This window comes from Deinococcus koreensis (assembly GCF_002901445.1).
GTDB classification, from domain to species: domain Bacteria; phylum Deinococcota; class Deinococci; order Deinococcales; family Deinococcaceae; genus Deinococcus; species Deinococcus koreensis.
In genome coordinates this window covers 2,845,280-2,870,986 of the sequence record NZ_PPPD01000001.1, presented here as the reverse complement: position 1 = coordinate 2,870,986, position 25,707 = coordinate 2,845,280, and the positions used below count along the sequence as shown (strand labels likewise).

The 25,707-nt window shown below is 69.8% G+C and carries 24 protein-coding genes and 1 tRNA gene; 18 read left to right on the top strand and 7 right to left on the bottom strand.

The annotated features are described in order from the left end of the window. Positions 1-76: 76 nt before the first annotated feature. Positions 77-1,492: a LamG-like jellyroll fold domain-containing protein gene (locus CVO96_RS13675; RefSeq protein WP_103312703.1), complete on the top strand. Its 1,416-nt coding sequence runs from the start codon at positions 77-79 to the stop codon at positions 1,490-1,492. Between the two features lie 3 nt (positions 1,493-1,495). On the opposite strand, the gene CVO96_RS13670 is transcribed toward CVO96_RS13675, so the two are convergent. Next, on the bottom strand, positions 1,496-1,834 hold the full coding sequence (locus tag CVO96_RS13670) for a DNA-binding protein (RefSeq protein WP_103312702.1): 339 nt from the start codon (positions 1,832-1,834) through the stop codon (positions 1,496-1,498). Between the two features lie 568 nt (positions 1,835-2,402). Here CVO96_RS13670 and CVO96_RS20775 point away from each other — a divergent pair. After that, positions 2,403-2,708, top strand: a complete 306-nt coding sequence (locus CVO96_RS20775) for a hypothetical protein (protein ID WP_133161799.1) — start codon at positions 2,403-2,405, stop codon at positions 2,706-2,708. Between the two features lie 115 nt (positions 2,709-2,823). On the opposite strand, the gene CVO96_RS13665 is transcribed toward CVO96_RS20775, so the two are convergent. After that, positions 2,824-2,898, bottom strand: a tRNA-Ala gene (locus CVO96_RS13665). A gap of 85 nt (positions 2,899-2,983) precedes the next feature. On the opposite strand from CVO96_RS13665, the gene CVO96_RS13660 reads away from it, so the two are divergent. Further along, positions 2,984-4,279, top strand: a complete 1,296-nt coding sequence (locus CVO96_RS13660; RefSeq protein ID WP_103312701.1) for an HD domain-containing protein — start codon at positions 2,984-2,986, stop codon at positions 4,277-4,279. A gap of 37 nt (positions 4,280-4,316) precedes the next feature. Further along, positions 4,317-5,777, top strand: a complete 1,461-nt coding sequence (locus CVO96_RS13655; protein ID WP_103312700.1) for a glycoside hydrolase family 13 protein — start codon at positions 4,317-4,319, stop codon at positions 5,775-5,777. An 88-nt stretch (positions 5,778-5,865) separates the two neighbouring features. On the opposite strand, the gene CVO96_RS13650 is transcribed toward CVO96_RS13655, so the two are convergent. Beyond that, entirely contained in the window at positions 5,866-6,930 is a 1,065-nt protein-coding gene (locus CVO96_RS13650) for a lipid II:glycine glycyltransferase FemX (RefSeq protein ID WP_103312699.1), read from the bottom strand. Positions 6,931-7,010: 80 nt separating this feature from the next. Here CVO96_RS13650 and CVO96_RS13645 point away from each other — a divergent pair, with 80 nt between their 5' ends. Together CVO96_RS13645 and CVO96_RS13640 are read left to right on the top strand one after the other, a co-directional pair. Beyond that, complete coding sequence (locus tag CVO96_RS13645; RefSeq protein WP_103312698.1) at positions 7,011-8,042, top strand: peptidylprolyl isomerase; 1,032 nt, start codon at positions 7,011-7,013, stop codon at positions 8,040-8,042. A gap of 204 nt (positions 8,043-8,246) precedes the next feature. Beyond that, entirely contained in the window at positions 8,247-9,050 is an 804-nt protein-coding gene (locus tag CVO96_RS13640) for an intradiol ring-cleavage dioxygenase (protein ID WP_103312697.1), read from the top strand. Positions 9,051-9,063: 13 nt separating this feature from the next. On the opposite strand, the gene CVO96_RS13635 is transcribed toward CVO96_RS13640, so the two are convergent. Further along, complete coding sequence (locus CVO96_RS13635) at positions 9,064-9,453, bottom strand: hypothetical protein (RefSeq protein WP_103312696.1); 390 nt, start codon at positions 9,451-9,453, stop codon at positions 9,064-9,066. Positions 9,454-9,532: 79 nt separating this feature from the next. Here CVO96_RS13635 and ilvD point away from each other — a divergent pair, with 79 nt between their 5' ends. The 3 genes from ilvD to CVO96_RS13620 all read left to right on the top strand — a co-directional run bounded on the left by ilvD (position 9,533) and on the right by CVO96_RS13620 (position 12,893). Then, complete coding sequence (gene ilvD / locus CVO96_RS13630; RefSeq protein ID WP_103312695.1) at positions 9,533-11,239, top strand: dihydroxy-acid dehydratase; 1,707 nt, start codon at positions 9,533-9,535, stop codon at positions 11,237-11,239. A gap of 194 nt (positions 11,240-11,433) precedes the next feature. Continuing rightward, positions 11,434-12,354: a restriction endonuclease gene (locus CVO96_RS13625; RefSeq protein ID WP_103312694.1), complete on the top strand. Its 921-nt coding sequence runs from the start codon at positions 11,434-11,436 to the stop codon at positions 12,352-12,354. Then, positions 12,351-12,893 (top strand): GNAT family N-acetyltransferase, encoded by a 543-nt coding sequence (locus CVO96_RS13620; RefSeq protein WP_207795350.1) that lies wholly within the window; start codon positions 12,351-12,353, stop codon positions 12,891-12,893. Before CVO96_RS13625 ends, CVO96_RS13620 begins: the two co-directional genes overlap by 4 nt. Position 12,894: 1 nt before the next feature. Here CVO96_RS13620 and CVO96_RS13615 read toward each other — a convergent pair whose 3' ends face one another. After that, entirely contained in the window at positions 12,895-13,338 is a 444-nt protein-coding gene (locus CVO96_RS13615; protein ID WP_103312692.1) for a DUF4174 domain-containing protein, read from the bottom strand. Positions 13,339-13,559: 221 nt separating this feature from the next. Here CVO96_RS13615 and CVO96_RS13610 point away from each other — a divergent pair, with 221 nt between their 5' ends. After that, positions 13,560-16,400, top strand: a complete 2,841-nt coding sequence (locus CVO96_RS13610) for a ligand-binding sensor domain-containing diguanylate cyclase (RefSeq protein WP_133161798.1) — start codon at positions 13,560-13,562, stop codon at positions 16,398-16,400. 21 nt (positions 16,401-16,421) lie between these two features. Here the strand turns inward: CVO96_RS13610 and CVO96_RS13605 are convergent, their stop codons facing one another. Both CVO96_RS13605 and CVO96_RS13600 read right to left on the bottom strand, forming a co-directional pair. Then, positions 16,422-17,594 (bottom strand): acyl-CoA dehydrogenase, encoded by a 1,173-nt coding sequence (locus CVO96_RS13605; protein ID WP_103312690.1) that lies wholly within the window; start codon positions 17,592-17,594, stop codon positions 16,422-16,424. Positions 17,595-17,623: 29 nt separating this feature from the next. Further along, on the bottom strand, positions 17,624-17,899 hold the full coding sequence (locus CVO96_RS13600) for a hypothetical protein (RefSeq protein WP_103313496.1): 276 nt from the start codon (positions 17,897-17,899) through the stop codon (positions 17,624-17,626). Between the two features lie 100 nt (positions 17,900-17,999). Here CVO96_RS13600 and CVO96_RS13595 point away from each other — a divergent pair, with 100 nt between their 5' ends. The 8 genes from CVO96_RS13595 to CVO96_RS13560 all read left to right on the top strand — a co-directional run bounded on the left by CVO96_RS13595 (position 18,000) and on the right by CVO96_RS13560 (position 25,494). After that, complete coding sequence (locus CVO96_RS13595) at positions 18,000-18,254, top strand: hypothetical protein (RefSeq protein ID WP_103312689.1); 255 nt, start codon at positions 18,000-18,002, stop codon at positions 18,252-18,254. A 137-nt stretch (positions 18,255-18,391) separates the two neighbouring features. Next, the gene (gene mreB, locus CVO96_RS13590; RefSeq protein ID WP_243398359.1) at positions 18,392-19,435 is read left to right on the top strand and encodes a rod shape-determining protein; all 1,044 of its coding nucleotides are present in this window, start codon (positions 18,392-18,394) and stop codon (positions 19,433-19,435) included. Positions 19,436-19,571: 136 nt separating this feature from the next. Then, positions 19,572-20,000: a 3-hydroxyacyl-ACP dehydratase FabZ gene (fabZ, locus tag CVO96_RS13585; protein WP_103312687.1), complete on the top strand. Its 429-nt coding sequence runs from the start codon at positions 19,572-19,574 to the stop codon at positions 19,998-20,000. Between the two features lie 81 nt (positions 20,001-20,081). Then, positions 20,082-21,227, top strand: coding sequence for an LptF/LptG family permease (locus CVO96_RS13580; RefSeq protein ID WP_103312686.1), 1,146 nt, complete (start codon positions 20,082-20,084; stop codon positions 21,225-21,227). Further along, complete coding sequence (locus tag CVO96_RS13575; protein ID WP_243398358.1) at positions 21,224-22,360, top strand: MGDG synthase family glycosyltransferase; 1,137 nt, start codon at positions 21,224-21,226, stop codon at positions 22,358-22,360. The genes CVO96_RS13580 and CVO96_RS13575 overlap by 4 nt, the downstream gene beginning before the upstream one ends. Next, positions 22,357-23,553, top strand: coding sequence for a polysaccharide deacetylase family protein (locus CVO96_RS13570; protein WP_103312685.1), 1,197 nt, complete (start codon positions 22,357-22,359; stop codon positions 23,551-23,553). The genes CVO96_RS13575 and CVO96_RS13570 overlap by 4 nt, the downstream gene beginning before the upstream one ends. An 18-nt stretch (positions 23,554-23,571) precedes the next feature. Further along, the gene (locus tag CVO96_RS13565; protein WP_103312684.1) at positions 23,572-24,312 is read left to right on the top strand and encodes a class I SAM-dependent methyltransferase; all 741 of its coding nucleotides are present in this window, start codon (positions 23,572-23,574) and stop codon (positions 24,310-24,312) included. 129 nt (positions 24,313-24,441) lie between these two features. After that, a complete protein-coding gene (locus CVO96_RS13560) occupies positions 24,442-25,494 on the top strand; it encodes an LLM class flavin-dependent oxidoreductase (protein ID WP_103312683.1) in 1,053 nt (350 codons plus the stop codon). Positions 25,495-25,707 lie beyond the last annotated feature (213 nt).

Sequence of the window (25,707 nt, the reverse complement as noted above, 5' to 3'; positions counted from 1 at the left end):
TCCGCCTTCCGCCCCGTCCTGTGGCCTGCCCTGTTCCTGGCCTGCGGACGTCTCTCGTCTCCTCCCGGGGGAATCCATGAACCGTCGCCTGCTGAGCCGTGTCCTCTCTTCTTCCCTTCGCCGTTCCCCCCTGCCGGGCTCGGGCCCCCTGCGGCTGACGGCCGGCCTGAGCGTGTGCCTGCTGATCGGCTGCTCGGCCCCCACGCCGGCCCCCACCCTGCCGGCCGCCCCGGCAGACTTCAATGTCGTGTCGATCAGCGCGACTGGCGTCACGTTGAGCTGGAGCCCGGTGGGCGGCGCGCTCAGCTACGTGCTGGAGCGGAAATCTGGAAGCGCCGCCTTCTCGCTGGTCAGAACCCTGGACGGCTCGGCCACCACGACCACCGACACGGTGCCGAACCCAGGTGCCTACGTCTACCGCCTGAAGGTCAGCACCGCTGCTGGCGAGAGTCCGTACACGCTCGAGGTTCAGGCGACCGTCGGCGGCGCCCCGCAGCCGGGGGCCCCCGTGCTGACCACCCCGACCCCCACCGTGGGCGTATCCGGTACCCCTGAACGCCTGATCCTGACGGGCAGTGTCAGCGACCCGGACGGCGACCTGAAAGGCGTGTCGGTGGACTGGGGCGACGGCACGCCCAGCGCGGCCCCGGCGCTGACCTCCGGCAGCTACGCCGCCAGCCACGACTACGCGGCGGGCGGCACCTTCACGGTGAAGGTCACGGCCACCGACGCGGGGGGCCGCAGCACCACCCTCCCGCAGACCTACGCCGTCACACGCTTTCAGGACGGCTCGCGGGCGCATTTCGTGCTCGACAACTCCGGCGCCGACCTGAGCGGCAACAAGCTGAGCGGCACCTTCGCGGGGAGCGGCTGCACGGCGGGGGCGCCCGACCGCTACTCCCTGGCGAACCGCGCCACCGTGTTCAACAGTTCCGGTAGCGCGGCGTGTGGTGCCCAGGTCGCGGGCGGCATGACCACCGGCAACCTCGCCCTGCGCGTGCCCTTTTCCCTGAACTTCTGGATCAGGCCCGACGCCGCCAAGGTCGGCCAGAACGCCTGGCTGGTGGGGCAGAAGGGCGACGCCGCGCTGGCCTACGTGGGCTCGGCGCACGGGCGCAGCGGGGCCGCCGGGAAGGTGAGCTTCGCGCTGGCCGGGGCCGGCACGGGCGGCGGCGATCTGAAGATCACCGATCCGCAGGCACTGGCGGGAGGCCAGTGGACGCACTACGCCGCCGTGGTGACCGCGTCGGGCAGTGGCACCGCCCTGACCTTCTATCGCAACGGGCAGAGGCTGGGCACCGTGAATGGAGGCACCTTCAACTTCTCCACGGACAATCTCTGGACGGTGGCCGAGGCGGGGGGCGGCACGACCAGCGGCGCGGGCGACCTGCCCTTCTCCGGCGCCTTCGACGACATCCGCTTCTATGGCCGCGCCCTGGCGCCTTACGAAGTGGACGCCCTGTTCAGGCTCGACCGTTTCCCCAAACCGTAGCCGCTACTTCTCGCCAGCCTCGGCGTCCAGCGCCTTCACGGCCTTCTCGCTCCAGGTTCGTCCGGCGTCGCCGCCCCACAGCAGCCACGCGATATAGCCGCGCGAGGGCTTCCCCGACTTGCCGGTCTGGTCGAGATTGTCGCCGGCATGGCGCGGGAAGTAGCGCGAGATGTGCCGCACCTTGCGGGCGCTGACGCTGCCGCCCCCCGAAAGTAACTTCGCGGTGGCCTCGCCCACCTTCGTACCGCCGAAGCCGTGCTCCTCCCGGAGCCTGAGCCCCCGCTGCGCGTTCTCCTGCACCTGCTCGGGAATGCTCAGATCGACCGCTGATTTCTTCGCCATGCCGCACGGTGCCAAATGGTTGGGAATCGTTCGGTGCGCCTTCTCGCTTTGTGAAGAGGGGGTTGAGGCGTGGGGATCATGGCTGGGCAGGCATAAACCTGACACTGCTGGAAGTGCGCATCCGAACAGTGAACGGGAGCGCGCATAAGGCGCGGGTTGGAATCTGAGTGAGCTGGTCAAGGCGCGGTTCAGGGTAATGAACTGATGCGGTAAACCACCACATCCGGCATTCTTTACCTTTGACATCCATCAGAATCAAGGTGTGGAACCCTCGCACTAGCCCCTCTTCTGGTCAGCACTCTCAGCGCTTGGCAGCATTGCAGCCGGTGCCGGCGCGATCTGGGCTGTTCGGGTTGCTAGAGAGGCCCTAGCGTTAACGCGACGCCAAGCTGACGCCAGCCAAGCGGCAGTGGCTCATTCGGAGCGTACAACTGCGCTTGCTGTTGAAACCATCCGATCCGCTGAGCGGCCACATATAAGCCCATTCCTTGTCAAGACAAACGCCGCTATGTTCGAAGTTCATTTAAGTAATTCAAGTGCTGCCCCTATAATTATAGATAGTTGGCAGATGCTTGATGCGCCGACCGACTCCGAGCCGCGACCTTTTCTGTCTATACCCCAAGACCTTGGTATCGACGTAACTCCAAATGCGTTTTTTCAAGCTGGCGAAACGCGAAAATACATTCGCCTTCCTGGCTTCGAAGGGGTAAGGCAGATGGCGGTTGATTCCCTAAACGTATGGATAATTCGATTAAACTTCACGTATTTACGCGACAGCCACAACACTTACCGCCTGGATGTGTTTTACGATCCAAGGTCAGATAAGATTACCAAGCACACCTGCTACCGCTTCCCACCTTCAGACTTCAACTGATGCTTCCGGCCAGCCTACATGGGCCGGTTAGTCGCGCGTTAGTCACGAAGCCAAAAGAGAGCGCAGGTCAAATAATCTAGAAAACAGAAAACACCGCTCCTGGCGGTGTTTCTTCTGGTGGAGGCTTGGGGATTCGAACCCCAGACCCTCCGCTTGCAAAGCGGATGCTCTCCCGCTGAGCTAAGCCCCCTCAGCGCCGCGCACTGTAGCAGAGGTGGGCGCCGCTGACAAGGCGCAGGCCCAATGCCCCCGTATGGGGCCGCTAGCATGGCCCCATGTTCCGCCGCCGCCCCGCGCTCCCTCCGTTCCCACCGGGGGGAATGCTGGTGGGCGGCGCGGCCCGTGACTGGCTGCGCGGCGTGGAGGCCAAGGACTTCGACTGGGCGGTGCCCGACCCGGCAGGCGCGGCGCGGGCCCTGGCCGACGCATCGGGCGGCTCGGTGTTCCCGCTGGACGAGGAACGCGGGTACTGGCGCGTTCATGCCCCCGGCGGCGTGCAGCACGACTTCGTGCCCCTGCCGCCCGACGTGAGCGCCGACCTGACCCGGCGCGACTTTACCGTGAATGCCCTGGCCCTGACTGCCGACCGGAAGGTGCTCGACCCCACGGGCGGGCAGGCCGACCTGAAGGCGCGGCGGCTGCGGATGGTCTCGGAGGCGAACCTGCAGGGCGACCCGCTGCGGGCGTGGCGGGCGGCACGCTTCGAGGTCACGCTGGGGCTGCGGATGGTGCCGGACACGGAGGCAGCCGTAAAGCGGGTGGCCGCCGACCTGAAGGCTGGTGTGCTGCCCATGCCCGCCCTGGAGCGCGTGCGGGACGAACTGCACGCCCTGCTGGCTCACCCGGAGGCGGCGCGCGGCATCCTGCGGCTTGAAGCGCTGAGGCTGCTGGCGCTGAGCGTGCCCGAACTGCGCGAGGGGCTGGGGCTCACGCAGGGCGGCTTTCACCATCTGGACGTGTTCCACCACGGCGTCGAGGCGCTGCACCAGCTGCTCAGCCGCGTGCCGGATGCGCCCCTGCCCCTGCGCTGGGCCGCGCTGCTGCACGACGTGGGCAAGCCGCGCACCCTGGCCCGCGACCCCCAGACCGGCCGCGCCTCCTTCTACGGCCACGACAAGGTGGGCGCCGCCCTGACCGGCCAGATCCTGAGCCGCCTGCGGCTCCCCGGCGACGACGTGCAGTTCGCGGCCGCGCTGGTGGGCGCGCACATGATCCAACTGCCGGCCACCGAGCGCGAGGCCCGGCGCTTCGCCCACCGGCGCCGGGCGCTGCTGCCTGAACTCCTGAGCGTCATGCTGGCCGACCGCGAGGCGGCGCGTGGGCCGAGCAGCTCCCCGGCCACCCGCCACGCCTACGCGCGGGCCATGAACCGCGTGCTGGAGGCGCTGGAGGAACAGCCCGCCGCCGAGAAGCCCCTGCTGAGAGGCGAGGAGGTCATGGCGCTGCTGGGCCTCGCCCCCGGCCCGCGTGTGGGGGAAGCGCTGCGGGCGCTGGCCGAAGCCGCCGCGCTGGGCGAGGTCGCGGACGCGGAGGGGGCACGGGCTTTCCTGAAGGACTGGAGCATTCAGTAAGTTCACTGCAACGCCGCAGCGGGTATGCTGCCGCGCGATGACGCCCACGCCCTCCCGCTCCCAGGACACCCGCCCGGTCACGCCCGACTGGGTGCAGGACGCCGTTTTCTACCAGATCTTCCCCGACCGCTTCGCCCGCAGCGGCCGCGTGACGGGCCTCAGCCTGCAGGCCTGGGGCGACACGCCGACCATCAACGGCTATATGGGCGGCGACCTCTGGGGCGTGGCCGAGAAGCTCGATCACATCGCCAGCCTGGGCGTGAATGCCATCTACTTCTGCCCGGTGTTCCAGTCGGCCAGCAACCACCGCTACCACACCCACGACTACACCCAGGTCGATCCCATGCTGGGCGGCAACGAGGCGCTGCGCTGGCTGATCGACCAGGCCCATGCGCGCGGGATCAGGGTGGTGCTGGACGGCGTGTTCAACCACTCCAGCCGGGGCTTTTTCCAGTTCAACGACCTGCTGGAGCAGGGCGAGGGCAGCGCCTACCGCGACTGGTTCCACGTCGATGCCTGGCCGCTGCACCCCTACCAGGATGACCGCCCCGCCAATTACGCCGCGTGGTGGGGCAACCGCGCCCTGCCCAAGTTCAATACAGCCAATCCCGCCGTGCGCGAGTTCCTCTGGAGCGTGGCCGAGCACTGGATGCGTTTCGGGATCGACGGCTGGCGGCTGGACGTGCCCAACGAGATCGACGACGACTCCTTCTGGCAGGAGTTCCGCCGGCGCGTGAAGGCCATCAACCCCGAGGCCTACATCGTGGGCGAGATCTGGGGCGACGCGCACCGCTGGCTGCAGGGCGACCAGTTCGACGCCGTGATGAACTACCACTTCACGCGGCCCTGTCTGGCCTTCTTCGGCGCCCATACCCTCGATCACCCCATGAACGAGCGCTCGGGCACCGGGCGGGTCGAGCCCATGGACGCCGCCGCCTTCGCGCGCCGCATGACCGAAGTCAACCGGATGTACCACCCGGACATCGTGCGCGCCCAGCTGAACCTGCTCGACTCGCACGACACCGCGCGTTACCTGACCGCCGTGGGCGGTGACAGCGGCGCCTACCGCCTGGCCCTGACCTTCCTGATGACCTCCGTGGGCGCGCCCTGCATCTACTACGGAGACGAGATCGGCCTGAGTGGTGGCCCCGACCCCGACTGCCGCCGCGCCTTCCCCTGGAACGAGGCGGACTGGGATGGGCAGACCCTGGCCCTGACCCGCACCCTGACCGCCGCCCGTCACGCCACGCCCGCTCTGCGGCGCGGCGAGTTCCGCGTGCTGCACGCCCAGGGTGAAGGGCTCGTGTATCTGCGCGAGCACGACTCCGGCACCGCCCTCGTGGCCTTCAACACGGCCCGCAGCTGCGCCCGCCTGCCCCTCTCCGGCGCACCCTCCGGCGTCTACCGCGACGCAATCACCGGAGAGACCTTCGATCTGGAGGCCATGCAGGCACTGGAACTGCCCGCCCGCAGCGCGCTGGTGCTGGTGCCGGCGTAACCCCCGCCTCGAGACGCCTGCAAAGAACCGCGCCCGGAGCAGCTGCTGGGCGCGGTTTTTTGCAGGGGATCCCCTGCGGCACGGCGCTCTACAGCACGTCGTCGGCGTTGCCGCGCTTGCGGAGGTTGTTGCGCGTCTTGCGCCAGCGCAGCACCTTCACGATGGCGGGCGCGGCCGGGTTCAGGTTCAGGTCGTAAGCGGGATACCACACGCGCTGCTCGCTGAACTTCAGTTTCATCTTGAACACGCCGTAGGAGTGCTTCTCCTCGTCCAGGGTGCGCGGGATGCCCCAGAAGTCGAACAGCTCGTAGCCGCGCCGTTTGGCGTCCAGCATGGCGTTCCAGTAGAAGGCGTCGGGGGCCTTGGAGTCCTTGAGGGGCTGCCCGGCCTCGTCGGTGCGGTCGTCGCGCACGGAGCCGCCGAAGAGGTAGGACGTGCCCTTGCCCATGCCCACGAAAAAGCCGCCCGCCAGCGCCCGGCCCTGGTAGCGCGAGAGCACGAGGTACGCCTCGCCGCCGTGGGCATTGGCCTCGCGCAGCATGGTCTCGTAGTACTTGCGGGGAAAGGCGCCCAGTTTGGCGCGCTCGTTGGTGGCGGTGAAGATCTCCCAGAAGGCGTCGAAATCGTCGTCGCGCCCGGCGACCACGCCCAGCTTCTGCGCGGCGCGCACGTTGCGGCGGGCCATGGAGTGCAGGCCGGCGAACAGCTCGTCCTCACTGCCCCGCAGGTCGGCCACGATGGTGTGCTCGGGCTGCTCGGTCTCGGCGCGCCGGAACTCGCCGTAACTCTCGGGGATGGGAGTGGAATCGTCGGCGGGCACCGGGCTGGGCGGCTCGATCTTCAGGATGGCGTCGCCGGGTCGGGCGACCTTCCTCACCGCCTGGGCGAAGTCGGGCAGCAGATCCAGACTCTCCAGCGCCGGGCCGCGCGGGGCGTACAGGGTGCTCAGCCCCGGCACCAGTTTCTTCCGGAGCAGCTGCACCGCGCCCACGGTCTTGCTTCCTTCCTGGATCAGGTAGCGCTGGGGAAGCTGCCCCAGGGCACGCCGGGCCTCACCGTAGCCCCAGCCCTGCAGGGCACTGGTCAGCGGCAGGCGGGCAACCACATCGTCATAGACGCGCGGATCGCTGGTTTCGAGGAGGGTCAGGCGCACGGTGGGGATTGTAGCAGCCCTCCCAGGATGTTCACTTCGCCCTCAATCTGGCCCCACCGGCAGGCGGTACAGTACTCGGCGTGAGACAATTCCTGCTGACTATCGCCCTGCTGGGCGGCGTTGCCTCTGCCCAGACGGCGCCGGCTCCCACTCCAGCCACGCCCGCCCCCGCCGCCACCCCGGCCGCCCCGGCGCCGGCGGCGGCCCCGGCCACGCCCGCCGCCGATCCGAACACGCTGGTGGGCCAGATCGGCGCCGAGAAGGTCACGCTGGGCGAGTTCGAGCGCGCCTTCCGGCTGGCCGCCGCGCGGGTCGTGAACTCGCAGGGCGTGCCCTTCGAGGACAGCTTCCTGGCCGAGTTCGCCAGCGCCCGGCCCGAGTTCCTCAAGCAGTTCCTGCGCGACCGGGCCATCTACCAGCTCGCGCGCGTGAACAACACGGTCGATACGGCCGAGCTGGACAAGCAGCTGGAAACCGCCCGCGCCGACTTCGAGAGCGACGAGGAGTTCCAGGACGCCCTGCAGGGCACCGGCTACGCCGACAGCGCCGACCTGCGCACCGAGCTGGAGCGGCAGGCCGTGGTCGGCAAGTTCCTGGAGGGCATCCAGGGCCGCTTCAAGTTCGGGGACGCCCTGGTCGCCAGCTACTACAGCCTGAACCGCCCCAGGTTCACCCGCGAGGCCCAGGCCTGCGTCAAGCACATCCTGGTGCCCAAGCAGGCCGACGCGCAGGCCATCGCCAAGCAGCTCGAAGGCGGCGGCGACTTCGCCAAGCTGGCCGCCGAGAAGAGTCAGGATCCCGGCAGCGCCCCGCAGGGCGGCGACCTGGGCTGCTTCGGCAAGGGCCAGATGGTCGAGAGCTTCGACAAGGCCAGCTTCACCGGCCCGCTGAACAAGGTGCAGACCGTCCAGTCGCAGTTCGGCTGGCACGTGCTGCTGGTCGGCAAGCGCACCGAGGCCGGCACCGCCCCGCTGACCGAGGCCGCGCCCCTGATCCGCGAGCAGCTCGGCCGCGAGGCCGCGCAGAAGTACCTGAACACCCAGATCGCCAAGCTGAACACCCAGTCCTTCCCCGAGGCCGTGACCGTGGTTCCGGCTCCCGAGAAGAAGTAAGCCGGAGCCAGGATTCCGGGGCAACGGGGGACGGCGCCAGGGCCGCGTCCCCCGTTGCCCTTTGCCCTGTTGCCCTTCAAGCCGGAGCAGAGCAGAGTGGGGGCTCTCACCCCGCGTTGACCCGGAACCCCCATGCTCCCTGCACGAACTGTGAAGTCCGGCACCTCACCGAGCACCTTCTCGCACCGTTCCCGGAGGCCCACCATGACGCGCGACCCCCACCCCGCTCCGCATCTGGACGACAACGACGACGATGAGACCATCGGTACGCTGCTCAGCCGGAGGGCCGCCCTGCGGCTGCTGGGGCTGGGCGGCGGCGCGCTGTCCCTGGCAGCGGGAGGGGTGCTGGCCCAGCGGGCGGGCAGCACGGGCGCAGGGGGCACGGGGGCGGGCACCGGCGGCGCCTCCGGGCTGCCGGGCTGCGTGGTGCGCCCTGCCCTGAGCGAGGGGCCGTATTTCGTGGAGAGCGAGCCGCGCCGCTCGGATATCCGCGGGGATTCGAAGACGGGAACCCGGAGTGCCGGCGTTCCCCTGACCCTGGATTTCGTGGTGAGCCGGGTCGCGGTCGGTGGCTGCACCCCCCGCGAAGGCGTGCTGATCGACGTCTGGCACTGCGACGCGCTGGGGGTCTACTCCGGCGTGCAGGGCAATACCGGCGACTTCCTGCGCGGTGCACAGGTCACGGACGCGGCAGGCCGGGCCCGCTTCACGACCATCTACCCCGGCTGGTATCCGGGGCGCGCGGTGCATATCCACTTCAAGCTGCGGACGCTGGACGCCTCGGGCCAGGCCACCGGCGAGTTCACCTCGCAGCTGTTCTTTCCGGAAAGCGTGAACGCGGCCGTGTTCGCCCAGGCGCCCTACCGCCAGAAGGGCCCGGTGGCCGACACGCCCAACGCGCGGGACGGCCTCTACCGCAACGGGGGCAACCAGCTTCTGCTCAAGATCACGGGCGAGCCCGGCAGGGGGTACCGGGGCACCTTCGACGTGGGCCTGAACCTGGGCTAGGGCGAGCGGCCGCTCAGGCGGCGCGCTCCGGGCGCCCGGCCTGCTGGGCGCGCCGCACGAGGGCGATCAGGTCATCGAGGCTGCGAGCGCGGTCGATCTCCTCGGCCGGGAGCCACAGCGCCGGCTTCCCCTGGCCCTGCACCTCGAAGACGGCGGGCAGGGCCACCCCCTGCACGCCGTACTGGGCGCGCAGTTCGTCGCGGTGCAGGAACTTCACCTCACGGCCCAGGCCACGCACGAACTCCTTCCATTCGCGCTTCATGCCCAGCGGGCCGTAGGTCACCCCGCACAGCGAGCAGGGATAGGTCTCGGGGCTGACCACCTTGTGCCAGATGTCCTTCAGGCCGTTCAGGAGACCGGCGTCCGCGTTGTAGACGAACAGCAGGCGGGGCGGGGAGCTCATGGGGGCAGGCTAGTCGGCCGCCCCCAGCCTGTCTGTGCCTCTGCGCCCGATATGAGCCGGTGTGGGCGTAGGGTAAAGCATGACCGACACGGCCCCCAAAACCCCACCGCAGACCCGACTGAACTGGAACAGCCACCACGTCACCCAGGGCGACGAGCGCGCGCCGAACCGCGCCATGCTGCGCGCCGTGGGCTTCGAGGACGGCGATTTCGAGAAGCCGATCATCGGCGTGGCGCACGCGCAGAGCAACATCACGCCCTGCAACAACGGGCTGGGCGAGCTGGCCGATCACATCACCGGGGCCATCCGGGAGGGCGGCGGGATGCCGCAGGTCTACGGCACGATCACCGTGTCGGACGGCATCTCCATGGGCACCGAGGGCATGAAGTGCTCGCTGGTCAGCCGGGAGGTCATCGCGGACTCCATCGAGACGGTCTCGCGCGGCCAGAGCCACGACGGCGTGATCGTGGTCGGCGGCTGCGACAAGAACATGCCCGGCGCCATGATCGGCATCGCGCGGCTGAACATTCCGGCAATCTTCGTGTACGGCGGCACCATCAAGCCCGGTCATTACGACGGCCGTGACCTGACCATCGTGAGCGTGTTCGAGGCGGTGGGGGCGTTCGGCGCCGGCAAGATCAGCCGCGAGGACTTCACCGAGATCGAGAAGCGCGCCTGCCCCGGCAACGGCTCGTGCGGCGGCATGTACACCGCCAACACCATGTCCAGCGCCTTCGAGGCCATGGGCATGAGCCTGCCCTTTTCCAGCACCATGAGCGCCGTGGACGCCGAGAAGGCCGTCAGCTCCGCCGACTCCGCCCGCGCGCTGCTGAAACTCATCGAGCAGGACATCCGCCCGCTGGACATCCTGACCAAGAAGGCCTTCGAGAACGCCATCACCGTGATCATGGCGGTGGGCGGCTCCACCAACGCCGTGCTGCACCTGATGGCGATCGCGCACGCCTGCGACATCGACCTGACGCTGGCCGACTTCGAGCGTATCCGCGAGGCCACGCCGGTCTTCTGCGACCTCAAGCCCAGCGGGCAGTACGTGGCGACCGATCTGCACGAGGTCGGTGGCATTCCGCGCGTGATGAAGATGCTGCTGAAGGCGGGTCTGCTGCACGGCGACTGCCTGACCGTGACCGGCAAGACCATCGCGGAGAATCTGACCGACGAAAAAGACACCCCCGACGCCGGCCAGGACGTGATCCGGCCCTTCGAGCAGCCCATCTACGCCGAGGGCCACCTCGCCATTCTGCGCGGCAACCTCGCGACCGAGGGGTCGGTGGCCAAGATCAGCGGCCTGAAGAGCATCAAGATCACCGGCCCGGCGCGCGTGTTCGACTCCGAAGAGGAGTGTATGCACGCCATCATGGCCGATCAGATCCGGGCCGGCGACGTGCTGGTGATCCGCTACGAGGGACCGAAAGGGGGGCCAGGGATGAGGGAAATGCTCTCCCCCACCTCCGCGATCATCGGCAAGGGCCTGGGCGACTCCGTGGGCCTGATCACCGACGGGCGCTTCTCAGGCGGCACCTTCGGGCTGGTCGTGGGGCATGTGGCGCCCGAGGCCTACGTGGGCGGCACCATCGCCCTGGTGCAGGAGGGCGACACCATCGAGCTGAACGCCGAGACGCTGAACCTGACCCTGCACGTCGACGAGGCCGAGATCGAGCGCCGCCGCGCCGCGTGGGTCGCGCCCGAGCCGAGGTACAAGCGCGGCGTGCTGGCGAAGTACGCGAAGCTGGTCAGCAGCGCGAGCGTGGGCGCATATACGGATTGAGAATACTTGGTCGGTGATGGTCGATGGATAGGGGCGACACAAGCTGGGGGTAGGCAGTCCTTCGACTTATGGATGACGGCCAAAGTCCGTACGGATATTTCTGAGCATCTGACTTCTGAAACACGGATCGGAGGGACTCCCAGCTTTTTGAAAGTGTGCGAACTTGTGCCGTTCTCAATAAGCTAGCTTAATCCATGGCAGTTCCCGAGTTCCAAACATTTTTTCGCCCTGTCCTTGAGATCTTGCAAGATGGGCGTGAGTCTCGCTGGCGGGACTTACGAGAGCCCGTTGCAGTGCTGCTGAACTTGACTCCTGCGGATCGTGAGGAGCTGGTGCCGAGTGGGGGCGAACCTCGCTACATCAATCGCATCAATTGGGCCATCACATACCTATCTAAGGCTGGTGCTCTAGAAAGCACGAAGCGAGGCTATGGCAAAATCACTGATCGTGGACGCCAACTATTAACCACCGCAGGGTCACGGATAACGTCAGACGATCTGGATCAGTTCCCAGAATTCCTGGCTTTCCGCGCACCTTATCGCAAGAAGCAAGCCCGCCCGGCCAATCCGAATCCCCCTTCATCGAATTCAGATCAAGGTGAGTCCCCAGAAGAGCAACTAGCGACTCTATATACTCAGTTAAACGATTCGCTAGCTGCTGAGCTATTGCAACAGGTTCAAGACCTGACGCCCACCCAGTTTGAGCGTTTGGTAGTACAGGTGCTGGTAGCAATGGGCTACGGCGGCACCGTACGGGACGCGGGTCAGGCCCTTGGGCGAAGCGGCGACAATGGTGTTGACGGACTCATCAAGCAAGATCCTCTTGGTCTTGACCGCATTTATCTGCAGGCGAAAAGATGGCAAAACACTGTTCATAGCCCGGAAATTCGCACATTTTCTGGAAGTTTAACTTACCATAAGGCGTCGAAGGGCGTGTTCATTACGACATCAACATTTAGCGATGGAGCGTTGAGAACAGCTGCTCAAATAGGCAACATCATCCTTCTTGACGGAGGCACTTTAACTCGTCTAATGATCGACTATGGCGTGGGCGTAACAACTCGCGAAACTTATCGACTCCACCGCATGGATAGCGAGTATTTCGAGGGGTTATAATTCCTCCGCTTGCCCCTACCCTCCTCACCCCCCGCCTGACCCTGCGCCCGCACCGCGCCGCCGACCTCAATGCCTGCGTGGAACTCTGGCAGGATCCTGTGGTCACGCGCCACACGACCGGCATACCCCTGGCCCGCCAGGACGTGTGGACGCGGCTGCTGCGGCATCCGGGGCACTGGGCGCTACTGGGCTTCGGGTACTGGGTGCTGGAGGAGCGCCCGTCCGGCCGCTTCGTGGGCGAGGTGGGGCTGGGGCACTTCAAACGCGACTTGCTGGGTGGGCACCCGGAACTGGACGCCGTGCCCGAGGCCGGCTGGGTGCTGCTCCCCTGGGCACATGGGAAAGGTTACGCGCACGAGGCGATGGCAGCGGTGCTGGCGTGGCGGGACGCGAACCTGCTCGGCGGCGACAGCTTCTGCCTCATCCGTCCGGAGAACGGGGCGTCGCTGCGGCTGGCGGGGAAACTCGGCTTCGTGGAACGGGAACGTGTTGCAGAGGGCAGTGCGGCGACCGCGCTGCTGGTTCGCCCCCCGCGCTGACTCAGCGCCCCCGCTCGCGCCGCTCTTGCGCCCGCATGGGCATGGTGTCGATCAGCGCGGCGACGGTGGTCAGGGGGGGCGGGGCCGGGTAACGCGCCTTGACGCCCCGATCCTTGCCGATCAGGGCGGCGGGGCCGTACTGGGCGCCCACCCGGCCGCCGGGGTCGGCCAGCAGGGTCAGCATCAGGGTTCCGGAGCCGTTCAGGCGGGCGTCGCCGGGGGGCAGCAGGGCCACCACGCGCAGGTCGCGCACCTGCAGTTCGGTGTCCTGCCGGCGAATTGCGGCGAGGTACGCGGCGGGCGGGTTGCGGACGATCAGGAGGCGTTCGCGGCCCAGCACGCTGGACAGCGACCAGTCCTTCCCCTGGCCGGTTCGGAGGGTAAAGGGGGCCGCGCTGGCGAGGCTCAACGCCGCCGCGGCACTCAGGATGGACAGCATGGGCATGGAGCGAGTCTGGCGCGGGCGGTTAAGAACAGCGCCCGAAACAGCTCAAGCAGGTCTACACCGATCATCCGCCTGTCGGCGCCGGGCGCCTTCCCGCCCACTCCCCCTGCCAATCAGGGGTGATGAACGGCCCCCGCTTTCGCTGATACTGGGGACAGAGGCGGATCAGAGCGCTTCCAGAGGATGCCTTGCCCCATTCGACCGGTTCCCAGCGTTCACCCGTGCGCCTTCCTGTCAGTCTGCCCGTCCAGTGGCTCGACCGCCGTCATGGCTTGCCCAGTGGTCAGATCCACGGCGCCTGCCAGGATCACTCCGGGCGGGTCTGGCTGGCTGGCCCCAGCGGGCTGGTCGGCCTGGACGGCGCGCGGGTGCAGGTGCTCGGCCGCGCGCAGGGTCTGCGAACCCAGGGGCTGCGGACGGTGGCGTGCGCCCCGGACGGCGCGGTCTGGATCGGCTCCGACCTGGGCGTCGACCGCCTGGACACCGCCGGGGCGGTGACGCCGCTCAGCGGGGACGACTGGGCCTTCGGCTGGGTGGCGCAGATCGTGTTCGGCGCGGGCGAGGAGGTCTGGCTGGGCTGCGCCAACGGGCTGGTGCGCTGGACACCCCAGGGGGGCTTCGAGGCCCAGGCGCTGCCGGGGACGGGGGTGCAGACGGTCGGCGCCGTCACGCGCGACTCGCGGGGACGGCTGTGGGTCGCCGGGCCCCAGCTGGGGCTGCTGGTGCAGGACGCCGGAACGTTCCGGCTCCCCGACTTCCCGGGCTGGCCGGCGGCCGGCACGATCCGCTGCCTGAGCCCCGGCCCGGATGGCGGCCTGCTGATCGGCAGCTCGACCGGGCTGTGGCTCCTGAGCGAGCGGGGAGACGTGCAGGAGATCGGGGACGTGCCCCCGGGGCCGGTCACCGCGCTGCTGTGGGCCGCCCCGGAGCTGTGGGTCGGCCGCCCGGCGGGCCTGCAGCGGCTCGCGGTGGCCGGGGGAGGCTTGCGTCCGGACGGGGATCTGCTGCCCGGCGTGGCGGTCAATTCGCTGATGCTGGGCGCCCTGGGTACCCTCTGGGTGTCCACCGATCAGGTGGGGGTGGCGCGGATCAGCGGCCTGCGGAGCTGCCTGAGTCTGTCTGCCCCGGGCAGCGGTGTGCTGGCGCTCCGATCGGCGGCTCAGGAACAGCGCGTCTGGCTGGGCAGCGGGCGCGGCGGCTGGCAGCTCGACCTGCAAAGCGGCGAGGCCGAGGAGCTGGCCGGGCTGGAGGGGCTGCAGGTCTGGGATCTGCTGGAGTGGAACGGCGAACTGTGGGCCGCCACCGGGCAGGGCCTGTACCACCGCCGCGCCGGCACCTTCGCCCCCTACCGGCCACCGGCCGCGAGTGCGCCGGCCCAGCCCTGCCGGGCGCTGCTGATCCGGGCCGGGCGGCTCTGGATCGGTACCATCCACGGCCTGTACGAGCTGGACATCGCGGGCGGGCTGCGCGAGGTGTTGGGCGGGGGCGTCTCGCTGGGCTACGTCTACACGCTGGAGCACGGCCCGGCCGACGTGGGGGTGCTGGTGGGCACCCTGGGGCGTGGGCTGTGGCACGAAGACCCACAGCGACCCGGCGAGCTGCGGCCCGAGCGGCGCGGCGCCCTGGCCCACGGCACCCATGTGTATGCGCTGGCCCCCCACCTGGACGGGCGGCTGGCGGTGCTGCAGGATCAGCGCACCCTGCTGCTGGGCCCTGAAGGGCAGGTGACGGTGCTCGACGAGGCCGCCCAGGGCGTCGCCGGCTGGGCGGCCCGCTGGGTGGGTGACCAGCTGTGGGTGGGCACTTCCTCCGGACTGCGGGAGTATGGCCCGGACGGCCGGCTGCGCCGTGAACTGAGTGCGTGGCTGGGGCTGGACGCCTGGGAGTTCACCACCAGCCGCAGCCTGCTCCCGCTGGCCGACGGCCGGCTGCTGTGCGGGGTGAACGGGGGCATGGTGGCCCTCGAGCCACAGGCGGTGCGGGCCCTGCCACCGCTGCCGCCGGTGCAGCTGGCCGGGGTGGAGTGGAGCGGCGCCCGGCCGGACCGCGCCAGCCCCGGCGTCTACGGCATCGCGCCCGGTCGCTGGGGGGTCGTGGCGCTGCTGGCCTGCCCCTGGTTCATCGATCAGGACGACCTGTGCTACCGCCACCGGCTACTGGGCTTCGAGCGAGACTGGTCGCCCTGGAGCCCGCAGGCGAGCGTGCATTTCACCTCCCTGCCGCCCGGCGAGTACACGCTGGAGGTGCAGGTGGGCTCCCGCCTGCTGGGCCTGCCGGCCGAGGGTCAGGCCGTGGAGCGGGTGCTGACCCTGCGCGTGAGGCGGCCCACGCCGGGATCGCGGCTGGCCCAGAGCTGGAGCAGCCTGGTCTCGGCGCGCGCCAACCGTCAGCTGCTGGAACGCACCCTGCAGCTGGAGCAGAGCGTGCGCGAGCGCACCCTGGAGGTCGAGGGGGCCAACCTGAAGCTGCGCCAGCTCAACGAGGAACTGCAGGCCCTGTCGAGCACCGACCCCCTGACCGGCCTGGCCAACCGCCGCGCCTTCGACGACACCCTGCGCCGCGAGCTGCGCCGGGCCGCCCGCGACGCCACGCCGCTGTCGCTGGTGCTGGTCGACGTCGACGAATTCAAACGCTACAACGACGAGCTGGGCCACCAGCAGGGCGACCTGTGCCTGAGGGGCGTGGCCGGGGTATTGCGCGGGGCGGTGCGCGCCGACGTCGATCTGGTGGCCCGCTACGGCGGCGAGGAATTCGTGCTGGTGCTGCCGCACACCGACGGCGACGGCGCCGTGCGGCTGCTCCGGCGCCTGCAGGGCGCGCTGGAAGACGCCGCCATCGCCCATCCGGCGTCCTCGGTCTCGTGCTCGGTCACGGTCAGCGCCGGAGTCGGCAGCCTGATCCCGCCCCGTGGCCTGAGCCCCGCGCAGACGCTCACGGCGGCCGACACCCTGCTCCGGCAGGCCGACATCGCGCTGTATCAGGCCAAGGCGTCGGGGCGCAACCGGGCGGTGGTGTACCGGGCGGCGCTGGACAGCCGCAGCGCGGCCGGCCTGCCCGGCTGAACCCTCCGCACCGGGGGCGCGTCAGGCCAGTTCCGCGAACACCGCCCGGCTGATCACGAGCTGCTGGATCTCGGAGGTGCCCTCGTAGATCTCGGTGATCTTGGCGTCGCGGTAGAGCCGCTCGACCGGGTACTCGCGGCTGTAGCCGTTGCCGCCGAAGATCTGGATGGCGTCGCGGGCGCAGTCCACGGCCGTCTCGGAGGCGAGGAGTTTGGCCATGGACGCCTCCTTGCCGTAGGGCTGGCCCTGATCCTTGAGCCAGGCGGCCTTCAGCGCCACCAGCCGCGCGCTCTCGATGCGGGCCGCCATGCGGGCGATCTTGAACGACACGCCTTCGAACTCGCGGATCTTCCTGCCGAACTGCTCGCGCTCGTTGGCGTAGCGGGCCGCGTGCTCCAGCGCGGCGCGGGCGATCCCCAGCGCCTGCATGGCGATCCCGATCCGCCCGGCGTCCAGCGAGGCGAGCGCGATGATCAGCCCCTCGCCCTCGGCGCCGACCATGCGCTCCTGGGGCACGCGCACCCCCTCGAAGGAGACGGTCGTGGTGTGGGCCGCGTGCAGGCCCATCTTTTCCTCCGGCTTGCCGAACGACAGGCCCGGCTGGCCGTCCTCGACGAGAAAGCAGCTGATGCCGCGCGCCCCCGGCCCCCCGGTGCGCGCCATGACCAGGTAGGTCTGCGCCTGCCCGCCGGAGGTGATCCAGGCCTTGGTGCCGTCCAGCACCCAGTCGTCGCCGTCGCGCATGGCCCGCAGGCGCAGGCTGGCGGCGTCGGAACCGGCCTCCGCTTCGGTCAGGCAGAAGGCGCCGATGTGCTCACCGCTGGCGAGGGGAACCAGATACCGGCGCCGCTGCTCGTCGGTGCCGTACCTCAGGATCATCTGCTCGGGCAGGCCGTTCTGCACCGACACGATCACGGCCACGCTGGCGTCGGCGGCGGCGATCTCCTCCAGGCACAGGGCGTAGGTCACCGAGTCCAGGCCCGCGCCGCCCCACGCTTCAGGCACCGTGGCGCCCATCAGGCCGAGTTCCGCCAGGCCGCGCAGCTGCTCGCGCGGGTACTCGCCGGAACGGTCGAAGGCGGCGGCGTGCGGCGCGATGCGCTCACGGCAGTAGGCGCGGACATGCTGCAGGATCATGCGCTGGTCGCTGCTCAGGGCGAACGACATGCCCGGCTCGGCCTGGGTGGTGGTCATGGCGCGAGTTTACCAAACGGGCGTTAGGTTCACTGTGGCGCGGCCTGCGGCTTCAGGGCGTCCCCGAGGGCCTCGGCCAGCGCCTGTTCGATGCCCCGGCCGCGCCAGCCGCTCTCGATCTGCTGCGCCTCTCCCCCGTCCCAGCGCAGCGAGGCGCCGATCACGGCACCCCCGGCGATCGCCAGGGCGGCGGCCTGCAGGGCGCCCACCGGCGCCTCCGGGCACAGCCGCGCGGCGGCGCCCCGCAGGGCCGGGGTCAGGGGCAGGGGCGGGCGGGTCACGCGGACGCGGGCAGGCAGGCTCACGGCGCCCAGCATAGCGGCTGTGAAGTTCTTCACGGCAGGCGGGGCCGCCATCATTAGAATGCCCCGGTGAACTCGGGAGCGGGCAGGCTGTGAGGGGGCCGTGAGGGTCGTCGCTTGGCTGGCCGTGATCGGGCTGGGACTGCTGGCCTTGGTGCTGGGCCTGCTCACGCTCGGGGCCTTCGCGTCGCTGAGCGCGGGCGCGCCCCTGGCGCTGCGCTCGGTGGGCACCCTGAGCGCGACCCTCGGCCAGAGCCTGGGCCTGGAAGGGCTGAGCCCGCTCTCCCGCGCGCTGGCCCTGACCCTGCTGACCAGTGTCGTGGCGGCCCTGGCGGCCTATATCAAGCCCCGTTCCTGACGCTTCTCCGGACAGCGGGGGCGACCGACCGGCCCTTGGACACGCGCAGGGAAAGGGGGGCTGAGCGGGCTTTAAACACGCTTTAAGTCCCCCTCATGCACCGTGCTACGATTGGATGGTTTGTACCGGAGGGATGTGTGGGAAGGTTTTCTGAAGATATCGGCATCGATCTGGGAACGGCGACGTTCCTGATTTACAGCAAGACGCGCGGCCTGGTGCTGCAGGAACCCAGCGTGATTGCCATGGCCCGTGACTCCAAGCAGGTCAAGGCCGTGGGCGAGGAAGCCTACCGCATGATCGGGCGCACCCCCGGCGGCATCGTCGCGGTGCGGCCCATCAAGGACGGGGTGATCGCCGACGAGGGCCTGACCGAGAAGATGATCACCATGTTCCTGCAGAAAGTGCAGGGCAACGCCGGCCGGCTCTTCGGCTTCAAGCCGCAGCTGATGGTCGGGGTGCCCAGCAACGTCAGCGACGTGGAGAAGCGCGCGGTGCTGCGCGCGGCCCTGAACTCCAACGCCAAGCGCGCCTTCCTGATCGAGGAGCCGCTGGCCGCCGCGATCGGGGCAGGCCTCAAGATCGCCGAACCCATCGGCTCGATGGTCGTGGACATCGGCGGGGGCAGCACTGACGTGGCCGTGATCTCGCTGGGCGGCATCGTGGTCTCCGAGTCCATGCGGATCGCCGGCAACGAGATGGACGAGAGCATCATCCGCTTCGTGCGCCGCAAGCACAACGTGCTGATCGGGGAGCGCACCGCCGAGGAGATCAAGGTCAAGGTGGGCGCCGCCATGCTGCTCGACGACGCCGAGAACCTGACCGCCGAGGTGCGCGGCCGCGACCTCGTGAACGGCCTGCCCAAGACCATCTCGCTGGACAGCCGCGACGTCGTGGAGGCCCTGTCCGAGCCGGTCACCAAGATCGTGGACGGCGTCAAGCGCGTGCTGGAAATCACCCCGCCCGAACTGGTCAGCGACATCATCGACCGCGGCATCGTGATGACCGGCGGCGGCTCGCTGCTGCGCAACTTCGACGAACTGCTGCGGCAGACCACCGGGATTCCCGTGGCGGTCGCCGAGAACGCCGTGGAAGCGGTGGCGGTGGGCACCGGCATGGCGCTGGAAATGATCCACGTGCTGGGCGACTCGCTGGTGTCCAGCGACAACTACCTGCGCCGCTAGACATCTGGCTATGAGCTCTGAGCTGTGAGCTTCGAGGAAAGATGGGAGACGGCCCAGCCAGCCTCTCCCTCTTTTCTCCTTTTCAGAGCCCAGACCTCATAGCCCACAGCCCAGAGCCCCTCCGAAGGAGCCCCCCATGGACGCCATTCTGATTCAGGACATCCTCAAGACCCTGCCCCACCGCTTCCCCTTCCTGCTGGTCGACCGGGTGCTGAGTGTGGAGGGCGGCGTGGTGCACGCCATCAAGAACGTGAGCATCAATGAGCCCTTCTTCCCCGGCCACTTTCCCCAGGAGCCGGTGATGCCCGGCGTGCTGATCGTCGAGGCGCTGGCGCAGGCGAGCTTCTTCTGCATGCAGGAGGCGCTGGAGCCCGGCATGATCGGGTATCTGGCGGGCATCGAGGGCGCCCGCTTCAAGCGCAAGGTGGTGCCCGGCGATCAGCTCCACCTGCACGCCAAGCTGGAATTCGCGCGGCGCGGCCTGGGCAAGACCACCTGCCGCGCCGAGGTGGACGGCGCCCTGGCGGCCGAGGCGACCATCCTGTTCGCGGTCGGGAAGGGCTAAGCGCGGTTGAGGCGCAGGGCGTTTCCCCCGCAGTCCCACCGGCCCGACTTCTCAGCCCGGTGGGATAGGGTCTAGGGCGGCATGACCAGGCTTTCCCGTTACGTGACCGCTGAACTGATCCCCCCGCTGCTGGCGGGGACGCTGCTGTTCACGGCGGTGCTCAGTTTCGGCTACTTCTTCATCTCCAGCCAGTTCCTGGGTGGCGTGCCCCTGGGCCTGATCGCCCGCTGGATCGCCTACCAGATGCCCGACACGCTGGTCAAGGTCTTCCCCATGGCCGTCGTGCTGATGACCGTGGTGGCCTTCGGGCGCATGAGCACCGAGCGCGAGCTGGTGGCCGTGCAGTCGGGCGGGATCAGCCTGGGGCGGGTGGCGCGGCCGGTGGCGCTGCTGGCCCTGCTGGTCACGGCCCTCAGCATCTGGCTGAGCCTGTGGGTGGCCCCGCGCGCTAACGTGGAAACGCGCGGCCTGTACTGGGACGCCCTGACCGGCGCGGGCCTGCAGCAGCTGGTGGGCAAGACGGTCGATCTGGGCGGCAACCTCACGCTGGCGATGGGGGGCTACGACCCGGCGAAACGCGAGCTGCGCGGCGTGCGGGTGGAGAAGTGGTCAGCGGACGCGCCGAAACAGGGCACCCTGATCTTCGCGGACACGGGCACCTTCGAGAACAACCGCCTGAGCCTGCGCGGCTACGCGGTGTACACGGTGGATTACGCGGCGGCTGCGCGGCTGAGCCGGGTGCCCGAGAACGATCCGCGGGCCTTCCGGGAAGCGGTGCAGGCGGTGTTTCCCAACGTGGTCACGCCCGCGAACGCCACCGACGCCCTGAACGTGGACACCGGCCTGAGCCGCAAGCAGACGCTGGCCCAGTACGCCGACGCCATCGGCGCCGACGCGCAGGGCTGGCCGGAACTGGTCACGGCGCTCACCGCCCCGGGCGTGAAGGCGGCCGAGCGGCAGGCGGCGCGGGTGAACCTGAACCGCAAGCTGGCGCTGCCCTTCGGCAACCTCGTGCTGGCGCTCTCGGCGCTGCCCTTCGCGCTGCGTTTCGGACGCACGCTGGGGGTCAGCCTGGGCATCGCCCTGCTGATCGCCGTGGCGTATTACCTGCTGTTCTTCCTGGGCCTGACGGTCGCCGCGGCGCTGCCGGCCCTGCCCGAACTGGGGGTGTGGCTGGCGAACGTGGTCTTCGCCGCCGGGGGCCTGTGGCTGCTGAGGCGGGCGTGAGCGCCCCGTACAGCAGAACAGCTCCGCTGCGGGCGCTGTTCGTCACGGCGTCCATCGGCGCGGGGCACCACCAGGCGCAGATGGCGGTGCAACTGGCCCTGCGGGCGCGGGGCGTGGCCCTGGACGACCGGGAAAGCGATGTGGTGGGCTACCTCAGCGCCGCCGAACGGAGCTGGACGGTCGACCTGTACGCCTTCGAACTGCGCCACGCCCCGTGGCTGTACGAGTGGTTCTACCACGGCACGGATCACGACCGGCCCCTCAGCCTGATCGAGTTCTTCTGCCGCTGGGTGGGCCTGAGCGGCATGCGGCGCGACATCGCGCAGACCCGGCCAGAGCTGGTGCTCAGCAGCTACTGGTCGTCGGTGCCGCTGGCCCACCGGGTTCGCAGGCAGAGCCGCCGGCCCTTCGTGAACGCGCTGGTGGTGACCGACTACCGCGCGCACCGGCACTGGATACGGCCCGAGGCCGACCTCGTGATGGTCGCCGCCGAGGAGACCCGCGAGCAGATGATCGCCCGTGGCCTGGAAGCCGGGAAGGTCGTGGTGACCGGCATCCCGATCTCCCAGCGCTTCGGGGCCCTGATCGGCGCCGACAAGGCCCGGCTGCGCGCCGAACGGGGCCTGCGCCCGGATCTGCCGCTGCTGCTGATCTCGGGCGGCGGCACCGGCACCTATACCGCCCAGGAACGTGTGCTGACCGAGCTGGGCAACCTGGGGCGCCGCGTGCAGGTGCTGGTGATGAGTGGCGCGCAGAGGCCGGGCGTCTCGCAGGTGGGCGGCGCCACCGTCCACTCGCTGGGCTTCACCAGCGACTTCCCCGAGCTGATGGCGGCGTCCGACCTGGTGGTGGGCAAGGCGGGCGGCCTGACCGTGGCGGAGGCGACCGCGCTGGGCGTTCCGCTGGTGATTCATGAGCCGATTCCGGGGCAGGAGGAATACAACGCCGAGTACCTGCAGCGCCGCGGCGCCGCGATCTGGGCGCGCGAGCTGAGCGACGTGCGCGGCGCCGTGCTGGCCGCGCTCGACCCGGATCGGCACGCCTGCCTGTCGGCCGCCGCCCGCGCCGTGGGCGTCCCCGACGCCGCCGACCGCGTGGCGGCCGCGCTGCTGGACAGGCTGGGGCGCGCGTGAAACGCGGGGGGTGGCTGGCGGCCGGGCTGCTGGCCTACGCCGGGCTGCCCTACCTGCTCGCCCAGTGGGCGAACCTGGGCCTGCTGAGAGAAGGGAAACGCGCCCGGCGCGAGGTCGCCCTGACCTTCGACGACGGCCCCGACCCGCAGGCCACTCCCGCCGTGCTGGACGCGCTGCAGGCGGCCGGGATGCACGCCACCTTCTTCGTGCTCGCCGAGCGGGCCGAGGCCCACCCCGAGCTGGTGCGCCGCATGGTGGACGAGGGGCACGAGGTTCAGGCCCACGCGCTCCGGCATGTCCATGCCTGGTTCCGCTCTCCCTGGGGCGCGTTCCTCGATCCGGGGCACGCCGCGCGGCGGATCGCGGCTCTCTCGGGTCAGCCCGTGACCCTGCACCGCCCGCCGCACGGCGCCTACACGCTGGCGACCGTGCTGGGCCAGCGCCGGGCCGGCCTGAGGGGCGCGCACTGGAGTCTGGAGGGCAGTGACTGGCGCGCGGGCGCCACGCCACAAGGCGTGCAGGACACCCTGCTGAGGCGGCTCGTTCCCGGCGCCGTGATCGTCCTGCACGACGCCGGGCCGGGTGCGCGGGTCACGGCGCCGATGCTGCCGGACCTGCTGGCGGAGCTGCGGGGGCGGGGCTACACCTCCGTCACGCTCTCGGCGCTGGACGGGCTGGCCCCGGTCGGGCGCCCGGCGCTGATCCGGCGGGGGTTTCTCGGCCTGGATCGCGTGTTTGATCGCCTGGGCCACATCCGGCCGGCCGGCGGGCGGGCCGACAACCTCTTCCGCATCGGGCCGGCGGCGTTTCCGGTGGGCGGCGTGACGCTGGCCGACGGCACCCGGCTGACGAAGGGGACGCCCGGCACCGAGTTCCACGTCAACAACCCCATCCTGGTCGATCTCGGGCCACGGGCCTCGGTACGCCAGGCGCGCGAGGACTTCCGCGCCGTCGCCCGCGACCTGCAGGAGCGCCCGGATCTGCGGGGCACGGAGACGGTGTACTGCCTGAGTTCGCTCTCGCCGCTGCTGGCGCTGCTGGGCTTCGAGACCCACGACCTCCCGGAGGCCGACACCGCCCGCCTGCGGCGCTGGGCGAACGTGCTGCGCCGCGCCTACGGCAACGCCCCGCAGGCGAAGGCCCCCAAACTGAGCGTGCTGAGCCGGGAGGCCTTTCTGAAGCTCTACGGCTGACAGGGTAGATTCAGAGCCGTGAATTACGACGAGTTCGCCGACCTCTACGACCACCAGTACGACCTGTACCGGGACGACCTGCACTTCTACGCGGGCGTGGCCGAGCGCGCGGGCGGGCCGGTGCTGGAGGTCGGGGCGGGCACCGGGCGGGTCACGGCCTTCCTGGCGCGGCGCGGGGTGGACGTGACCGGCCTGGAGCCCAGCGGCCGCATGATCGGGCGCGGCCTGGAGCGGGCCGCCAGGGACGGCCTGAACCTGCACTTTCAGCAGGGCGACGCCCGCACCTTCCGGCTGGACACGAAATTCGCGCTGGCCATCGCGCCCTTCAATGCGCTGATGCACCTGTACACGCCCAATGAACAGCTCCAGGCGCTGGAGAACATCCACGCGCACCTGCGGCCCGGCGCCGGCTTCGTCTTCGACCTGTACGTGCCGCGCTTCGGCAAACCCAACACTGTGCGCCACGAGGGCGAGACCTTCCACGGGCCGGACGGCTCACGCACCGATGTCACCCTGGTGCAGCGCCACGACCGGGTGCGCCAGCACATCACCACCGAGTACACGGTGGACACCGCCGCGCCGGACGGGACGCTCAGGCGCCGCTTCTACACCCTGACCCAGCGCTACTACACCCGCTACGAGGTCGAGTGGCTGCTGCGCTTCGCCGGCTTCGAGTCGCCGCGCGTGACCGGCTCGTTCCAGGGCGGCCCGCTGGAACGGGGCAGCGACGTGATGGTGTTCCAGACGCGGGCGCTGTAAAAGAGGGGCGGTAGCGGGGGGAGCCGCGTCCCGGAATGACCGGCTCTGGCGCCCGGCACTTCCTATAACTCGTACCCTTCGTGACCCACATCCGAGTTCCCGCCTCCTCCCAGGCGCACACTCCTCTTCATGAGCACCCCCTCTCCCCTACCGCTGTCCGTTCTCGATCTGGTGCCCGTGCCCCGTGGCTCGAACGCGGCGGCGGGCGTGCAGGGGGCCCTGCGGCTGGCGCAGGAGGCCGAGGCGCTGGGCTATGAGCGCTACTGGGTGGCCGAACACCACGGCATGGGCGCGCTGGCGGGCTCGGTGCCGCTGGCGGTGCTGGCGGCGGCCTCGCAGGTCACCTCGCGCATCCGCCTGGGCTCGGGCGGGGTCATGCTGCCCAACCACTCGCCGCTCTCGGTGGCCGAGGGCTACCGCCTGCTGGGCGCGCTGGCACCGGGCCGGGTCGATCTGGGGCTGGGCCGCGCGCCGGGCACCGACGGCCGCACGGCGCGGGCCCTGCGCGGCGCTTCCGGGATGATGGAAGAACCCTTCGAGCGGCAGCTCAGTGACCTGATCGCCTTCGGCACGGGGGAGTTTCCGGCCAGACACCCCTTCGCGGGCGTGCTGGCCGCCCCGGCGGGCGAGGGCCTGTTCCCGCCGCTGTGGATTCTCAGCAGCAGCGGCTATGGGGCGCGCGTGGCGGCCCAGGCCGGCGCGGGGCTGGCTTTCGCGTGGCACATCAACCCCGATACCGACCTGGCAAGGCGTGCGGCAGAGGTGTACCGCGCCGAATTCGAGCCGTCGGGCAGTCTCGCGCAGGCGCGGGTGATGGTCGCCGCCAGCGTCGTCTGTGCCCCCAGCACGGCCGAGGCCGAGGAGCTGAGCCTGCCCCTGGGCCTGATGTTCCTGCGCCTGACGCGGGGCGAGTCTGCCCCCTTCCCCACCGTCGAGGAGGCGAAAGCCTACCCGTACACGCCACAGGAGCGGGCCCTGGCCGACGGGATGCGCCGCCGGGCGATCATCGGTGATCCGCAGACGGTGGCGGCCCGCCTGCACGCCCTGGCCCGCGACACGGCGGCGGACGAGCTGATCCTGACGAGCATCCTCCCCGATCCGGAGCTGCGGCGCCGCTCGTACCAGCTGGTGATGGACGCGGTGCGGGCGCTGGAGAGCAAGGAGTTAGCGGGGGTGGGGTGAGGGACAGCAGCATTGCCGCCCAGATAGCATGTCCGCCAGCTTGGCCTGTTCCACTTCCCGACCCTCCTCCACATGAATGGAGGGCAAGGGAAGCCGAAGCGCCCCACCCTGCCCCTTTACCGAAAGCCATCGTGCGCGAAGCGCGCGGGCAACAACGCTGCACCGCAGGTGGCAAGTCTGCATCCCTCGCCAACGAATCCGCCCGGCAAGGCC

What these genes read in the sequence shown, in the direction of transcription:
- CVO96_RS13580 (WP_103312686.1), top strand. Translation starts at nt 20,082, where the DNA reads ATGACCAGGCTTTCCCGTTACGTGACCGCTGAACTGATCCCCCCGCTG.
- fabZ (WP_103312687.1), top strand. Translation starts at nt 19,572, where the DNA reads ATGGACGCCATTCTGATTCAGGACATCCTCAAGACCCTGCCCCACCGC.
- CVO96_RS13675 (WP_103312703.1), top strand. Translation starts at nt 77, where the DNA reads ATGAACCGTCGCCTGCTGAGCCGTGTCCTCTCTTCTTCCCTTCGCCGT.
- CVO96_RS13660 (WP_103312701.1), top strand. Translation starts at nt 2,984, where the DNA reads ATGTTCCGCCGCCGCCCCGCGCTCCCTCCGTTCCCACCGGGGGGAATG.
- CVO96_RS13635 (WP_103312696.1), bottom strand. Translation starts at nt 9,453, where the DNA reads ATGAGCTCCCCGCCCCGCCTGCTGTTCGTCTACAACGCGGACGCCGGT.
- CVO96_RS13560 (WP_103312683.1), top strand. Translation starts at nt 24,442, where the DNA reads ATGAGCACCCCCTCTCCCCTACCGCTGTCCGTTCTCGATCTGGTGCCC.
- CVO96_RS13625 (WP_103312694.1), top strand. Translation starts at nt 11,434, where the DNA reads ATGGCAGTTCCCGAGTTCCAAACATTTTTTCGCCCTGTCCTTGAGATC.
- CVO96_RS13640 (WP_103312697.1), top strand. Translation starts at nt 8,247, where the DNA reads ATGACGCGCGACCCCCACCCCGCTCCGCATCTGGACGACAACGACGAC.
- CVO96_RS20775 (WP_133161799.1), top strand. Translation starts at nt 2,403, where the DNA reads ATGCTTGATGCGCCGACCGACTCCGAGCCGCGACCTTTTCTGTCTATA.
- ilvD (WP_103312695.1), top strand. Translation starts at nt 9,533, where the DNA reads ATGACCGACACGGCCCCCAAAACCCCACCGCAGACCCGACTGAACTGG.
- CVO96_RS13670 (WP_103312702.1), bottom strand. Translation starts at nt 1,834, where the DNA reads ATGGCGAAGAAATCAGCGGTCGATCTGAGCATTCCCGAGCAGGTGCAG.
- CVO96_RS13605 (WP_103312690.1), bottom strand. Translation starts at nt 17,594, where the DNA reads ATGACCACCACCCAGGCCGAGCCGGGCATGTCGTTCGCCCTGAGCAGC.
- CVO96_RS13615 (WP_103312692.1), bottom strand. Translation starts at nt 13,338, where the DNA reads ATGCCCATGCTGTCCATCCTGAGTGCCGCGGCGGCGTTGAGCCTCGCC.
- CVO96_RS13655 (WP_103312700.1), top strand. Translation starts at nt 4,317, where the DNA reads ATGACGCCCACGCCCTCCCGCTCCCAGGACACCCGCCCGGTCACGCCC.